This is a genomic window from Fictibacillus phosphorivorans (assembly GCF_001619875.1).
Lineage (GTDB): Bacteria > Bacillota > Bacilli > Bacillales > Fictibacillaceae > Fictibacillus > Fictibacillus phosphorivorans_B.
In genome coordinates, this window is record NZ_LRFC01000038.1 from 505538 (window position 1) to 518903 (window position 13366).

The following is a 13366-nucleotide window of genomic DNA, read 5'->3' on the forward strand; positions in this document are numbered from 1 at the left end:
TTTTTTAGGTATAATTAACTATAGAAACTAACAACCAGGGTGATAGCATGACTATTGTAAGAGGAGATCTCGTAACCTATCAAGATGAATTACACAGAGTACTCCACGTGTATTCTTCAGATTATCTTGAGATTCGGAAAGTGAATGAAAGATACTTATCTCGTGTCATATTGGTTCATAAATCAGAGATTACGCCCCAATCATAAACTTGTATATATCTGACTCAAATGTATTCACAATTGAGTCTTTTTTATGTTGTTATAAACGGGAGTAACCATTCTTTAAGTCAAAGCGTCTATACCTTTGAGGAGGGAAGTGTATGAAGCGAATATTATTTGTGTTCGTTTTTATGGTAGTCATATGCTTAAGTGCTTGCTCTTCGAATGGAAAATCCTCTTTAAAAGAACAAAAATTGCTTGTGTCCACCTATGGTGAATTGCCAAACACAATAGAAACACAGAACATGAAGATCGAAATCAAAACAGAAAAACAGGCATATAAAAAATCAAACACCATTAAACTTAGAATTGAGAACAAAGGAATAAGGAAATCAACATAGAATTACCCTATTTACTAGAGTTCTACGATACTGGATCTTGGTGTGAGGTTCCTTTTGCGGATGGTGGTGATTTTGCGATGGTGGGTGTTGTGTTAAAACCAAATTCTTTTCACTATGATTTAATAGAGTTTGGAAACTTTATGTATGATCTAACACCAGGAAAATATCGGATCGTAAAGTCATTTGGAATAGATGGATCTAAAACCACGCTCGGTACGGAATTCTATTTAAAGTAAACCTTTATAAAATACAAACAAACGATGCTAATGGCTATCGCGCCTATTGTAAAGAGGTAGATTCTATCAGTCTCTCCAGCATGGCCTTTTCCACTTTTTATTCTAAAAAGCAGCCACATATCAAATATTGCAAATAGTAAAGAACCACCCATAAGTGCAAATGCGCCCCATATACGAAAAATAAATCTTCCTATAAACAGCCCTGTCACCCCGTGCAAAATGACGAAAACAGGTACACTCATTTTGTAGTTTACTCCTAATCTGCATACGAAATATTCTATGATTCCTGACGCAATAAGACCAAAAAAGACGATGATAGCTGCCGCAATAAAACTTGTCATGATGGGGAATAGCAGGTACTCTATGCCTGTTTCGGTACTGTTTTCTAAACCTGATAGTATGATTAAAACGAGAGAAAAGGTTAAACTTGTCATGATCGTTGCAAAAATCTTACGTTTTCCAAATGCTTCTTCCACTACGATTACTCCTTAAAGATTATTATAACGATAAGAATACAAATACCAACGATAGGAAAAATACATAGAGTGTCGATGTCGAAAGGAATAATGCGATAATCTCCCTTTTTACCAGCCTGCCAGAAAAGTAATAGAATAAGCTTCCTATCGCCAGTAAAGGACAAATTAAGATAAAGAAGTATAGATCTCTGTAAAATAGTAAACTAAAAAATACACTAATCCCTGTAGCTAGCAGTAATAATAGAGATAGATTAAATACAAGACTTTTGTTGCGGAACCTATAAAGGATCTTTTCGGCTATATAACAAATGAAATATACAAACAACACAAAAAAGGGAATAAGATTTGGAACGCCCGCGAATTCTCCTTCAAAACCTAAACTGAGGAAAAAGTAAAACATCGTAAATAAAAATGATGAACCAGCACCAATGTAATAGGGATTACTTTTTAGTTTGTTTAGCATTTGTTTTCAACTGCTTTCTATGAGTTTTCCATTTACCATTATTTTCATCGTATACCTTTTTCAATGTTTGAAAAAGCTTTTCTTTTAAATTTGAATGGAATGTTTTAGGTTGATGATCTTGGCGTGGCCAACCATGCTCCTCACATACTTGATGTAATCCATCTTCATCCTCATCTCAAACAATATATTTCCTTATTTTCCTACTATACCTTTATTATGTAAAAACGTCTGCACTTTTTTAATAAGCAGTCTTGCAGTCTTTGTCGCGTTTGAAGTGGTTACTTTCGCTTTAATTCTTTGAATTTGAGTGGGAGTGGTATGAAATTAACAGAAATTGTACAGATTCTACTTTTAAATGAGCAACTTAGTTAAAAACGATCAGTTTAATAGTCATTTTAGGCGCTGTTGGGATGTATTTTTAGATGATTGAGCGAAACAAGTGTTGTACTGAGCGAAACGAGGGTCTGATTGAGCGAACGTGTAATAAATATATGTACACGTACCGTAAAGCCTTTATGCAATGCATCCAATAGTGACCCTCAGAAGACATAATAAAAATGAACTGGCACATGCTCCACTTCATTGTTGCAAAGCTTATGTAATTTAAAAGCCTATGTACACTATTTCACAATCCAGGGTAAAAAGAAAAGCGAGGGTAAATCGGGTTATGCTTCTCTTTGTAGGGAATGCTGCTGTTCGATGGTGCTCAGCAGATCTTCCTGTGCTTTTTGACTCAGCTCATTTGAGTAGTCGATCGCGTCGTATATGGATGCAAAGTGCTGTGATGTGTAATAAGGTGATTTATAGCAGTGCACACTTTTCGTTTGGGAAGGGTAGATGAGAACCTTCCAGTGGTAAACGTCCCGCTGCTTTTCACTGCCTTCCATCGCGATCAGCCAATGTGTTGAGCTTTCGAGCGCCTCGTCTTCCTCTGCTTTTCTTAAAAGAGCAGCTCGATCGTTTTCACCGATCAAAATAGGGACTTTTTCGTAAAACTCCCTTAAATTCGGGTAGTTGCTCATAACCTCTCTCCTTTCAAACATGATTTGTCCATTTCACAAAGTACATGTTTTTCTTATTAAGACATTATATGAAGGGAGAGGGGAAAAGATGATAGGGATCAGAAGAAATACATGCACAGACCAAGGACGCCTGCAGCCACCATATATAAAGAGAGCAGCAGCATAATAATCTTCGTAATAATAAACGACTTCTCTGCTATTTTTGTAAAAAGAGCAAAGTCTGAATCCCACAGCCACTTCCTCTTGTCTTCACGAAACCACGCGTATTTTTTGAGCTCCTTTTGATGTTCTTGCTCTGTATATTTAAATAAGATCAATAGAAAAAAAGCGACTCCTGGAATGAAAAATAACAATCCGAACGTTAGAGAATTCATGTTTATCCATCCTTTTTGTTCAATAATAAAACCAGATACTGAAGAGTTCAGCATCTGGCATAAAATAAGTGCATTCCTTTAAAACCGTCTTCTTTTGTTGCGACGCGGTCGGCGTGGTCTTCTGATCTTGATCTCTTTTACCTTAACAAACCGGACTCCGATAAATAAGAAATACGTGGCTAGAGCGACATAAAAGAAAATGGGCACGCTCTCAAACTGGTTTTTCGCCACCAGGTAGAACATATAGAACAAAAACAGCGAGATGATCGTCCCGTATCTTGGCATCGGGATGTCTTTGAAACTCGGAATCCTCATCGTGCTGACCATTAAGAGGCCAAGTCCATAAAAGAGAAGAACAAAGATCCAAAGCGGAATCCATTTTACGAAAAATACTAAAAAGACGACGATTCCTCCAGCTAGCGGAATGGGGATCCCTTTAAAATATTTCATCGATTCTTCTGCAGCTGTGATATTAAATCGAGCAAGTCGGTATGCGCCGAATAACGGGAACAGACCCGCAAACAGGAATCCCCACATGCCTAAATGTGCGAAGTAAGTGTTTGCTACAAAAAAGGCAGGAGCAACGCCAAAAGAAACGACATCTGCTAATGAATCCAGTTCTTTGCCGAGGTTGCCTGAAACACCTAAAATCCTTGCTGCTCTTCCGTCAACAGCATCCAGCATCATGGCGATAAAAATGAGTATAGCCGCATTTCGAATATCCCCATTTGTTACGTATCCGATGGATAGAAAACCGCAAAATAAATTTCCTAAAGTGAGTAGGTTCGGTATATGTTTTTTCATTGTTCACGTCCTTAAAAAATACTCTTCTCTATATAATAGATGATTTTTTAGGGAAAAGTTATGTTTTTTTTATATAAAGGAGTAGTTTAACATAGATTTAACTTTTAGTGCCTTCAATAGGATGTGTTTCATGTGTTCGAACGCTCTTTTCATGATCATGTAAGTCCGATTGAGCGAAACAACGTCACTTATGAGCGAAACGGAAGGTGTTTTGAGCGAAACAGGAACGCTATTGAGCGAAAAGGGTATGAGATTGAGCTAAACAAGAGCCTTATTGAGCGAACGTGTAATAAATATAAAAACACGTACCGTAAAACGGAATCTCGCTGCCCGTACCGAAATCTAAATCCGCCCACTAACACTCACTTCACACTTTTCTTCAAATACGTCTCAAACAAAAGGTCAATCAAAAGCATCAACGTGGATCTTGCGGTAATATCATAGCCCGCAAACTTCACGCGGCCGACGGTCATGCTTAAACTTGTTTTCACCATCTTACCCAAAGTAGAGTCCGATGCATTTGTGATCGCAGCTGTGTTCACCACTTTATAGGATAGCTTTTCGGCAGCTTGCACCAATGTTTTTGTTTCGCCGCTTGATGAGATGAAGAACACAAGGTCATTTGGCTCGACCATGTTTGGTAAAAGATCGATCATATGTGACTCATATGTATAGTGCGTCTGCTTGTTCGTCTGCATAAGCAATTTGCTGAAATACTCGGCCATCATTTTAGAAAGTCCGACCCCAACGACGATTACGCGCTTGGCGTTTACAATTTTCTCACTCAATTTTTCGAGCTCATGCAGTTGAATGGTCTCAAACGCCGATACGAACTCGTCTTTATACCGATCAACAGGATTGTCATTCAGCAACACCTGCTGGTTTTCGAGCGTCTTCAGAATGTACTTTAGTTCTGAAAAACCTTCCAATCCTAATTTGTGGGACATCCTTACTATCGTCGTGGTGCTCACGTTATTAACTTTTGCGATCTCTGTCAATGAATGTTTTTTCGCCACATCTACATTTCCGTCAATGTAATAGAGTACTTGTTTTTCAGTTGGTGTAAGGTCGGCCAAGTGGCTTCCGAAATGATCTAGTATCTTCCCCATGTACGCACTTCCTCTTTTCCGAACGATTCTTTCCCTTAGTATAGCCCATTTTTCATTCTGTACAAATGTACCGACTCTGTACAAAGATAACGCTTACTTTCGTGTTACAAATAGAGTATAGAAAGTTGAAAGTGTTTTCATACTAGGGGAGATTGGAGTGAACGTCATGGAACTTAGAAACATGACCGATAAGAATTTAGTTCTGTTCGATGTGGATGCTCAAAATAAAGAGCAAGTGATAAAACAGCTAATTTCAAAGATTAAAAAGCAAGATTATATAGAATCAGAAGAAGCTTTATTGGAAGCGGTTTTGAAACGTGAAGAACAATCACCGACAGGGATGGAAAGAGGTCTAGCCATTCCTCATGGTAAATCTCCAACGGTAAAACAAGCGGTTTTCGCTGTTGCACGTTTGAAAACGCCACTCGCAGATTGGGAAAGCATCGACCCGAACAACAAGGTTCAATTGGTATTTCTGATCGCGATTCCAGAAAGTGAAGCGGGCACAACGCATTTAAAAGTATTGTCTACACTAAGCACAAACTTGATGCGAGACGGGTATTTAGAGAATCTGATGTCAGCAGCAACACCAGAAGAATTTTTGAACAGACTGGATGTTGAAGAAAAGACTGAAATTGCATCTGAAAAAGAGTTCACGAAAACGGTTGTTGCCATAACCGCTTGTGCAACAGGAATCGCGCATACGTATATGTCCGCTGAAGCTTTGGAAAAAGCTGGTCGAGAACTTGGCGTACGTGTTCTTGTAGAAAAGCAAGGGGCGAACGGAATTGAGGATGAGCTAAAGGCTGATGTGATCGAAAACGCAGACGCAGTGATCTTCGCGACCGACATTGCGCCAAAACGAAAAGAACGTTTTGCAGGAAAAGCGTATGTCGCAACACGTGTTGCTGAGCCGCTTAGACGAGGGAAAGAAATGATTCAAAAGGCGCTAAACAACCCAGACGGACTTGTTGAAGCGGATGAAGAAGAATCTTCTACTACACAATCAAGTGGCGGCGGATTCTTTAAAGACATGGTACAAGCTGTCATGACAGGAATCTCATACATGATTCCGGTTATCGTTGCAGGTGGTCTTATGATGGGGATTGCGAAACTTGGTGCGATGCCGTTCGGACTTGTTAACGAACTCGGTGATCCGAAATATGCGACACACTCAAATGAACTTTTTGTTATTTTGCATCATTTAGATAAGTTTGGCGGATTGATCTTTAAGTTTATGTATCCGATATTCGCTGCTTTCGTCGCATATTCACTGGCTGACCGTGTAGGGTTAGTAGCCGGATTTATCGGAGGAGCTTTTGCAGGCGGACTTCATTATACGTTCTGGAACAACCCTGATGGTATTCCGTCTGGTTTCTTAGGTGCTTTAATCCTTGGTTTGGCCGCTGGTTATATCGCTCGTTTCTTGAACCGTAAAATACAGTTGAACAAAAACTTAGCTGCGATGAAACCGATGTTTATCATCCCGGCGATCTCTGTTTTATCGATTTTCTTCTTAAACTTTTACATTATAGACCCCGTGTTTGGCGGTCTGAATGTTGTACTGCGCAACTGGATCGAGTCTGCGCAAGGAACAGGTGATGTTGTTTTAGCATCTATCATCGCTTCAGCAACTGCTTTTGATTTAGGCGGACCGATCAACAAAGCGGCAGGTGCGATTGCAATCGGGCTTGCGGCTGACGAAGTATATCCGTTAACACCGCGTGTGTTGGCAATCGTTATCCCGCCGATCGGTCTTGGTCTCGCTGTTCTTATCGACAAGTATGTGGTTGGCCGCCGTGTGTTCCCAGCTGATCTTCGTGTAGCGGGTAACACGTCATTATTACTCGGATTCCTTGCGATTTCTGAGGGTGCGATTCCGTTCATGCTTCGTAACCCGTTGATTACGATTCCGATTAACATTATCGGTGCGATTCTTGGCGCGAGTACAGCTGTCTTGTTAGGTGCAGTTCAATGGCTGCCGCTTCCGGCAATTTGGGGCTGGCCGCTTGTTGAAAACCTATGGGCTTATCTTTTAGGACTCGTTGTCGGTGCTGCGTTCATCGCATTTGCAAATATCTTTGTACGTTTTGCGATTTTAAAGAAAAAAGAGAGACAAGCGTAAATTTTTGTGTGAAACGCTCATTTTCGAAATGAAATTGCCTCATTTATATAAAAGTGAGCTGATTCTGATTAAGAAGAGATTGTAAGCCTCATATTACAGGGTTTGAAGACGTCAATTTAAGCGGTGTGAGCGGGTATTTTCCTGTTATGAGCGAAAAGAGGGTTGTATTGAGCGAAAAAGGGGAAGTTGTGAGCGAAACGAAGGTCTCATTGAGCGAAACAGAGGACTTTATGAGCGAAAACCACCCCTGACTGAGCGAACGTGTAACAGAAAAAAGAACACGTACCGTAAAACACAACTCGATCACGAGTTGCCCGCTAATACGGCACCCAAAAAACGCCAATCTCATCAATCACACCTTAATAACAAAAATAAAAAAGGGGCGCATCTTATAAAAAGATGACCCCTCTTTTCATTAAAAGTGGAGCAAGCATCTTGGGAGGGAACCAGCATGAAACAAAAAAAAGTGTATGTTGTACCGCATTCGCATTGGGATCGCGAGTGGTATTTTACGATAGAAGATTCGAACCTTTTACTCGTCGAGAACATGGACCGATTGATGGATGTTATGGAGAATGATCCTGAATATACAGGCTATGTGTTTGATGCACAGAGCTCGATTATCGATGAATATCTAAAAATTCGTCCAGAAGAAAAAGAGCGTTTGGGCCGCTTAATTGCGGATAAGCGTATTTTTGTAGGACCTTGGTACACGCAAGCCGACTCACTCCTTGTAAACAGAGAGTCGTTGATTCGTAACTTAATGTACGGAACACGTATCGCTGAAAAAATGGGTCACTCGATGAACGTTGGCTACCTGCCTGATATTTTCGGTCAGAACACGTATCTGCCGTCCATGTTCAAGGAGTTTGATATCGATTATAGCGTGCTGCAGCGCGGTATTTATACCGATCAGTTGAAAGGGGACTTGAACTTCACGTGGAAATCACCTGACGGCGAGAGCGTAAAGGCGAACAATATCTACTTCGGCTACGGTCCTGGGAAGTTTTTATCAGATGACCCTCAGTACATGGAAGAGCGTTTGCTCCCGATTTTAGAGAAGATTGCAGACATGAACGGAAGAACGGATAACTTGCTGCTGCCAGCTGGCGGTGACCAAGTGCTCGTTCGTGAGCATTTTCCCGAAACGATAAAAAAACTGAACGAAAAAGATGAGAAGCATGAATATATCCTATCTGATTATGAAACGTTTATGAAAGATACGTGGGAAAACGGAGATTTTGAAAACGTCATTGAGGGTGAGCTGATCGCGACTCAAAAATCCCGTATCCACAATACGATTCGATCACAGCGTTATGATATTAAAAAGCTGAATGATATCGCAGAAGAAAAAGTGATCTACGAGTTGGAGCCGTTAGCAAGCATGGCGAGCACGCTTGGATTTAAATATCCAGGGAAGTGGCTTGATGAGATGTGGAAGATGCTTTTCGACGTTCATGCACATGACAGCATCGGCGGATGTAATTCGGATGACACGAACCAAGAAATCGTGAACCGATTGACAAAAGTAATACGCATAGCTGATGGGTGCTTGAATCTGCTCAAAAAACAGATGACAGGAGCAGTTAGCCGCAAGCTTGGCAAGGATTCTATTTTTGTGCTGTTCCACCTGCTGCCTAAGAGTTCAGAAGGGATGCAAAAAGTAGTTCTTTTTACTAAGGAAAAAGGGATTGGTATTCGTGATCTGAAAGGTGATGCTGTATCGTTCGACAACCTAAAGCAAGAATACATTTCTGGTGGAAAGACGATTGTTGTAACGGCAGAAGGTGAAAAAGAAGTAGAAGCGCCTGGTTATTACCGAAACGAAGTGCTTTTACATGATGTAAAACTCCCGGCTATGGGCTATGAAACGTTTGAAGTGGTTGAAGGCAGCGGTGAAAATGAGACCGTTAATCCATTAAACAGCTGTTTAATAGAGAACGAAAATTTCGCCATTTTTGAGGAAGATGGTCAGTTGCATTTAACCGTTAAATCGCTCCGTAAAACGATTAAGGATTTTATTAAGTTCGAAAATGTGGCTGACGCGGGTGATTCTTATGACTTCTCGCCACTTGAAGGCGACTCTGCAATCTATTCAAAAGCTCTGGAGTCTGTGTATGTAGAGGGAAGTTCAAGCACGGAGTTCATGGAGGTCGTTCATGTTTTGCAAGTGCCAGGGGACTTAGAGGAGCGAAAAGAAGGTCAGGCCACAAAATCATTAAGTATCGTGACGCGTTTTGAACTTCGAAGCGGTGAAGACTTTGTTCGTGTGACGCACGACATCGAGAATGATGTAAAAGATCACCGTGTGCGTGTGTTGCTTCAGACTTCTGTTGAGGCACCTGACTATTCATTTGGTGATCAAGGCTTTAGCTTGATTCAGCGTCCGACGATTAATCCTTATATAGCAACATGGAAAGAAGAGAAGTTTGCTGAAGCGCCAGTGCCGATCTATCCTCTAGAAAACGTAGCTGGAGTGACGAACGGAGAGTTAACGGCGGCTGTTGTGACCAAAGGAATCAAGGAATATCAGCTGATCAAAGAAACGGGTGAGCTCGCGTTAACGTTGTTCCGAAGTGTTGGTTTGCTTGGCCGCGACAACTTAGCTTGGAGACCTGGCCGTGCATCTGGCATCAACAACAAGGTGGTGACGACACCTGACGCTCAATTGCAGACGAAGATGACGTTTGAATATGCGATTTTTGTCGGAAAAGGTCATGATGTTAAACAGCTGTTTAAACGAGTGGATGATTATCGCGGTCACAGTGTGAGTTATCAGAAGCAGACCTTAAACACATTTGAGGAGCGACTCGATCGCTTCGAGATTCCTTATCCGGTTGATGCGCTTCCTGCGAGATTCAGTTTCTTACAAACAGAGGGAGACGTTTACTTCAGCTCGATGAAAAAAGCGCATGACGACAATTCGATGATTCTTCGTTTGTTCAATCCATCTGATGTGGAGCAAACGATTAGTTTTTCGAGCGAACACATCCAATCTATCATGCAAACGAAATTAAATGAGAAAAGTTCGCTTGATATTGAGGGAGACGTAATAGTAAGTCCTAAAGGATATGTAACATTGAAATTGGTTATGAAGGAGAATGTGTAAATGAGTTTTCCAGAAAAAGTTGAGAATCTGTTAAAAGAGATCTACGGTGAAAATTTTTCGTCTCATTATAAAAGCGAGATTGTGAAGCTTGCTGAGAGCTGGAGAAAGAAGAAGTGGAGCGAAACAGCTCCACTTTCTGAAAAGAACGTTTATCTCATCACATATGGCGACATCATCAAAGAAGAGGGAGAGCCGACGTTAAAGACGCTAAACAAATTCATAAATGAGTTCGCGAAAAACGAAATTACGGATGTTCACCTTTTACCGATGTTTCCATACACGTCAGATGATGGTTTCTCGGTTGTGGATTACCGTGAGATTCATCCAGATCTAGGGGATTGGACAGATATCGAGCGTTTTTCTGGTGATTACCGATTGATGTTTGATTTTGTAGCGAACCACATGTCTAAATCCAGCAAGTGGTTTCAAGGGTATCTAAAAGGTGAGTCAGAGTACGCGAACTACTTTACCCCTCGTGAGGAAGAGTTTGATGCGTCAAACGTTGTGCGCCCTCGAACATCACCACTGTTTCATGAGTACGAAGGCGGAAAAACAGCTTGGACGACGTTTTCTGAAGACCAAGTGGATGTGAACTTTAAGCATTTTCCTGCATTGCTTGAGATGACAGATATTTTGCTAGAGTATGCGTACAGAGGCGGGACAAGCATCCGTTTAGACGCAATCGGCTTCATGTGGAAAGAATCTGGAACAACGTGTATTCATTTACCGCAGACGCACGCGATCATTCAGTTATGGCGTGAGATTTTAGAAGAGTTGAAATTAAACACGCTTTTGATTACTGAAACGAATGTTCCTCATAAAGAAAACATCAGCTATTTCGGAAATGGTGAGAACGAGGCGCACATGGTGTATCAGTTCTCACTGCCGCCGCTCGTATTGCACACGTTAACGACACATGATGCGAGCAAGTTAACAGGATGGGCAAAAACCATTGAAAAAGTGTCTGACTCTGCAACATACTTCAACTTCTTAGCAAGTCATGATGGAATCGGCATGCGTCCGACAGAAGGCATTTTAACTGAGGATGAGCGAACGGCCTTGGCAAACAAAGTGATAGCAAACGGCGGTCGCGTGTCGTATAAGAGCAATCCCGATGGTACGGAATCTCCTTATGAGCTGAACATCAATTACATGGATGCGCTGATCAATAAGGAAGAAGATGTGAGTGAAGATTTTCAAGTGCAGAAGATGCTTGCGGCGCACTCTGTGTTGTTTTCTGTAATGGGTGTTCCAGCTGTTTATTACCATTCCCTTTTAGGTTCGGAAAATGATTATGAAGGGCTAAAATCGTCAGGGATCAACCGCAGAATCAATCGCGAAAAGTTTCAGTATGATGAGTTGGTTGCTGAATTGGAAACATCCACTCGCCGTCAAAAGGTGTTCACTGGCTTGAAGAAATTAATTCGTACTCGTCAGCACGAACCTTCGTTTTCTCCGTTTGCTTCACAATTGATTTTAGATTTAGGTGAGCAGGTATTTGCACTTGTTCGCAGAAATGAAGAAACAGGAGACACGGTGCTGTTTGTCATGAACGCCTCGAACGACATGGTTACCGTTGACCTTCCATTCGGCGGACAGGACTTATGGAGCGGAAATACATTTGAGAAATCTGTAGAGCTCGTACCGTATCAATTTATGTGGATTAAAAAATAATCTTTTGGTTGCTCTTGGGAAGTAGTTGATTTCCGTTTCAGGTGCTTCGCTATCCGCGGGGCAGGGTGGTGAGCCACATTTGGACGTTTTACTTTTTAAGTGTCTCACCTACCCGCCTGTCCCGCAGGAGTCTCACACCTTACACTCCAATCAACTAGTCAATGAAGAGAATTTAGCAAAATTTCCTCTGGTAACAACCTTTTAAAAAAGAATAAAAAATAAAGAAGGTGGACCTAATGAAGATTGTCATCGCTCCCGATTCGTTTAAAGAAAGCATGACAGCGGCTGAGGTCTGCAAAGCTGTTGAAGCGGGATTCCGAAAAGTGTTTAAGGATGCAGAATATGTGTACATTCCCGTTGGTGATGGAGGAGAAGGAACGGTTCAGTCTGTTGTTGATGCGACGGGTGGAGAGATTGTGAATGTTCGTGCGACCGGTCCGCTCGGGGAAAAAGTGAATGCTTTTTACGGACTGACAGGTGACGGAAAGACGGCGGTGATTGAGATGGCCGCTGCTTCCGGTTTACATCTTGTACCAAGAGAAATGCGGAATCCGTTGGTAACCTCAACACGTGGAACGGGTGAATTAATTTTAGATGCGCTTGATAAAAAAGTGGAGCGGATTGTGCTTGGCCTTGGTGGATCTGCGACAAACGATGGTGGAGCTGGGATGGCTTCAGCTCTCGGTGTGAAGTTTCTGGATGTGAACGGGGAGGAGCTTCCACCTGGCGGAGAGCCACTTGGTGAGCTTCTAACCATTGATGTTTCTGGAATTGACAAGCGTTTAAAATCAGTTAAAGTTGACGTGGCGTGTGATGTGACCAATCCGTTAACGGGACCGCTTGGAGCTTCAGCTGTTTTTGGACCACAAAAAGGTGCAACTCCTGAGATGGTGGGCATTTTAGATAACAGTTTAAAAAGGTACGCCGAAGTGGTTGAGCGGAATCTTGGTGTAGAGGTGGATTCGCTACCAGGAGCCGGTGCGGCTGGTGGACTTGGAGCAGGTGTTGTAGCGTTTTTGGATGGGAAACTGCAGAGCGGAATTGATCTTGTACTTGATGTCATAGGATTTGAGGATGCTGTTCGTGATGCGGATCTTGTGATTACGGGTGAAGGCCGGATTGACTTTCAGACGGTCCATGGAAAAGCTCCAGTCGGTGTAGCGAAACGCGCAAAAGCTGTTGCGGGTGAGGTACCTGTAGTTGCCATTGCAGGCAGCATCGGTCCTGATTATGAAGCTGTGTTTGAGCATGGTATCGATGCGGTGTTTAGTGTGGTGAACGGGGTGGTAACGCTAGAAGAAGCACTGGCCAATGGATCGGTTAATGTTGAAAAAACAGCAGAGAACATCGCGCGATTGCTGAAAATGAATTTTAAAACGGAAAAAGCTGACACAAAGTGATTTATTTACTTTCTG

12 protein-coding genes are annotated in these 13366 nt (G+C 41.9%); 7 read left to right on the forward strand and 5 right to left on the reverse strand.

Annotation, left to right across the window (positions count from 1 at the left end):
- Window positions 1-47: 47 nt before the first annotated feature.
- The 3 genes from AWM68_RS21575 to AWM68_RS22075 all read left to right on the forward strand — a co-directional run bounded on the left by AWM68_RS21575 (window position 48) and on the right by AWM68_RS22075 (window position 795).
- A complete protein-coding gene (locus AWM68_RS21575) occupies window positions 48-206 on the forward strand; it encodes a hypothetical protein (protein ID WP_156488455.1) in 159 nt (52 codons plus the stop codon).
- A 113-nt stretch (window positions 207-319) separates the two neighbouring features.
- Window positions 320-559: a hypothetical protein gene (locus tag AWM68_RS18450; protein WP_066245174.1), complete on the forward strand. Its 240-nt coding sequence runs from the start codon at window positions 320-322 to the stop codon at window positions 557-559.
- Entirely contained in the window at window positions 556-795 is a 240-nt protein-coding gene (locus tag AWM68_RS22075) for an immunoglobulin-like domain-containing protein (RefSeq protein ID WP_331710061.1), read from the forward strand. The genes AWM68_RS18450 and AWM68_RS22075 overlap by 4 nt, the downstream gene beginning before the upstream one ends.
- Here the strand turns inward: AWM68_RS22075 and AWM68_RS18455 are convergent.
- From AWM68_RS18455 to AWM68_RS18475, 5 genes are all read right to left on the reverse strand, one after another.
- Window positions 783-1271, reverse strand: coding sequence for a hypothetical protein (locus AWM68_RS18455; protein WP_066245176.1), 489 nt, complete (start codon window positions 1269-1271; stop codon window positions 783-785). The two genes, AWM68_RS22075 and AWM68_RS18455, sit on opposite strands and share 13 nt — an antisense overlap.
- A 1128-nt stretch (window positions 1272-2399) precedes the next feature.
- Entirely contained in the window at window positions 2400-2756 is a 357-nt protein-coding gene (locus AWM68_RS18460) for a hypothetical protein (protein WP_066245178.1), read from the reverse strand.
- 98 nt (window positions 2757-2854) lie between these two features.
- The gene (locus AWM68_RS18465) at window positions 2855-3130 is read right to left on the reverse strand and encodes a hypothetical protein (protein ID WP_066245180.1); all 276 of its coding nucleotides are present in this window, start codon (window positions 3128-3130) and stop codon (window positions 2855-2857) included.
- Window positions 3131-3208: 78 nt separating this feature from the next.
- Window positions 3209-3934 (reverse strand): CDP-diacylglycerol--serine O-phosphatidyltransferase, encoded by a 726-nt coding sequence (pssA, locus tag AWM68_RS18470; RefSeq protein WP_066245181.1) that lies wholly within the window; start codon window positions 3932-3934, stop codon window positions 3209-3211.
- A gap of 362 nt (window positions 3935-4296) precedes the next feature.
- A complete protein-coding gene (locus AWM68_RS18475) occupies window positions 4297-5043 on the reverse strand; it encodes a MurR/RpiR family transcriptional regulator (protein WP_066245184.1) in 747 nt (248 codons plus the stop codon).
- Window positions 5044-5209: 166 nt separating this feature from the next.
- On the opposite strand from AWM68_RS18475, the gene AWM68_RS18480 reads away from it, so the two are divergent.
- From AWM68_RS18480 to AWM68_RS18495, 4 genes are all read left to right on the forward strand, one after another.
- Window positions 5210-7168 carry a fructose-specific PTS transporter subunit EIIC gene (locus AWM68_RS18480; RefSeq protein WP_066245186.1) on the forward strand — a complete coding sequence of 653 codons (1959 nt, stop codon included), beginning with the start codon at window positions 5210-5212 and terminating at the stop codon, window positions 7166-7168.
- Between the two features lie 451 nt (window positions 7169-7619).
- Complete coding sequence (locus AWM68_RS18485; RefSeq protein ID WP_066245188.1) at window positions 7620-10277, forward strand: glycoside hydrolase family 38 C-terminal domain-containing protein; 2658 nt, start codon at window positions 7620-7622, stop codon at window positions 10275-10277.
- Complete coding sequence (locus tag AWM68_RS18490; RefSeq protein WP_066245190.1) at window positions 10278-11951, forward strand: alpha-amylase family glycosyl hydrolase; 1674 nt, start codon at window positions 10278-10280, stop codon at window positions 11949-11951.
- Between the two features lie 236 nt (window positions 11952-12187).
- Entirely contained in the window at window positions 12188-13351 is a 1164-nt protein-coding gene (locus tag AWM68_RS18495) for a glycerate kinase (RefSeq protein WP_066245192.1), read from the forward strand.
- Window positions 13352-13366: the final 15 nt, after the last annotated feature.

Excerpts from the sequence above, each read along its gene's own strand:
- AWM68_RS18475 (WP_066245184.1), bottom strand. The coding sequence starts at position 5,043 with ATGGGGAAGATACTAGATCATTTCGGAAGCCACTTGGCCGACCTTACA.
- AWM68_RS18480 (WP_066245186.1), top strand. The coding sequence starts at position 5,210 with ATGGAACTTAGAAACATGACCGATAAGAATTTAGTTCTGTTCGATGTG.
- AWM68_RS18495 (WP_066245192.1), top strand. The coding sequence starts at position 12,188 with ATGAAGATTGTCATCGCTCCCGATTCGTTTAAAGAAAGCATGACAGCG.
- pssA (WP_066245181.1), bottom strand. The coding sequence starts at position 3,934 with ATGAAAAAACATATACCGAACCTACTCACTTTAGGAAATTTATTTTGC.
- AWM68_RS18450 (WP_066245174.1), top strand. The coding sequence starts at position 320 with ATGAAGCGAATATTATTTGTGTTCGTTTTTATGGTAGTCATATGCTTA.
- AWM68_RS18465 (WP_066245180.1), bottom strand. The coding sequence starts at position 3,130 with ATGAATTCTCTAACGTTCGGATTGTTATTTTTCATTCCAGGAGTCGCT.
- AWM68_RS18490 (WP_066245190.1), top strand. The coding sequence starts at position 10,278 with ATGAGTTTTCCAGAAAAAGTTGAGAATCTGTTAAAAGAGATCTACGGT.
- AWM68_RS18485 (WP_066245188.1), top strand. The coding sequence starts at position 7,620 with ATGAAACAAAAAAAAGTGTATGTTGTACCGCATTCGCATTGGGATCGC.
- AWM68_RS18460 (WP_066245178.1), bottom strand. The coding sequence starts at position 2,756 with ATGAGCAACTACCCGAATTTAAGGGAGTTTTACGAAAAAGTCCCTATT.
- AWM68_RS21575 (WP_156488455.1), top strand. The coding sequence starts at position 48 with ATGACTATTGTAAGAGGAGATCTCGTAACCTATCAAGATGAATTACAC.